Source organism: Blastococcus sp. CCUG 61487, from assembly GCF_005222955.1.
Taxonomy (GTDB): Bacteria; Actinomycetota; Actinomycetes; order Mycobacteriales; family Geodermatophilaceae; genus Blastococcus.
Window position 1 is genome coordinate 1 of sequence record NZ_LWUA01000033.1, and the last position, 1,342, is coordinate 1,342.

Below are 1,342 nucleotides of genomic sequence, written 5' to 3' on the forward strand. Positions count from 1 at the left end.
CGCCTGACAGTGAGGATGTAGGCGAGCCCCGCAGCGGTCGTTCCTGACCCAGCGCCTGACTGACTTCGGGTCTTCAACGGGATCTGTCGGTTCGGTCCGCTGCGGGGCTCGCTGCACTCACCGGTCGTGGCGGTGTGACCTCATAGGAGCCTGTGCCAGCAGGCACCCATCACTGTCTTGTCCGTTCGCCCGGCGGTGCGTGCCGCCCTGTCGGTTGCGAACGAGGAGGACGGCGATGACCACCATCGCACCAGAGAGCACCCCAGACCAGGTCCAGGTAGCCGGCGGCGTGGACACACATGCCGACACCCACACCGCCGCCGCGATCGACACCGCCGGACGGCTGCTGGGCCACCGCCAGTTCCCGGCCACCGCGGCCGGCTACCGGCAGTTGCTGGCCTGGCTGCGCGCCTTCGGCGCCCTGCTGGTCGTCGGGATCGAAGGCACCGGCGTCTACGGCGCCGGCCTGGCCCGTCACCTGGCCGCCCAGGGCGTGCCGATGCTCGAGGTCGACCGGCCCGACCGCAAGACCCGGCGGTTCGCCGGTAAGTCCGACCCGCTCGATGCCGAGGCCGCCGCGCGCACCGCGCTGGCCCGCAGACGCACCGGCATCCCCAAGCAGCGCAGCGGCGAGGTGGAGGCGCTGCGCAACCTGCGGGTGGCCCGCCGCAGCGCCATCGACCAGCGCGCCGACTGCCAGCGACGGATCAAGGCGCTGATCGTCACCGCCCCCGAGGACCTGCGCGCCCAGCTGCGCGGCCTCACCGGGGTCCGGCTGATCGCCACCTGCGCCGCCCTGCGCCCCGACACCGCCCGCATCGGCGACCCGGAGCAAGCAGCCAAGACCGCGCTGCGCTCCTTGGCCCGCCGCCACAGCGCCCTGACCGAGGAGATCGACGACCTCGACGCGCTCATCGGGCCGCTCATCGAACAGATCAACCCCGACCTCATGGCGCGCAACGGCGTCGGCGCCGACGTCGCTGGCCAGCTGCTGGTCACCGCCGGGCAGAACACCGACCGGCTGCACTCCGAGCCGGCCTTCGCCATGCTCTGCGGCGCCGCCCCGATCCCGGCTTCCTCGGGCAAGACCAACCGCCACCGCCTCAACCGCGGCGGCGACCGGCAGGCCAACGCCGCGCTCTACCGGGTCGTGCTCTGCCGGATGCGCTGGGATCCCCGCACCCGCGCCTACGTCGAACGCCGCACCAAGGAAGGCCTGTCGAAGAAGGACATCATCCGCTGCCTCAAGCGCATGATCGCCCGCGAGCTCTACTACGTGCTACGCCCAGCCTAGCCCGCCGCGAACCTCGCAGCAGCGGCTTGACGATCCATAGGAGCATCC

1 protein-coding gene is annotated in these 1,342 nt (G+C 72.0%); it reads left to right on the top strand.

Annotated elements, in window-relative coordinates; translation table 11 throughout:
- Positions 1–235 precede the first annotated feature (235 nt).
- Complete coding sequence (locus tag A6V29_RS03405; protein WP_137158993.1) at positions 236–1,294, top strand: IS110 family RNA-guided transposase; 1,059 nt, start codon at positions 236–238, stop codon at positions 1,292–1,294.
- Positions 1,295–1,342 lie beyond the last annotated feature (48 nt).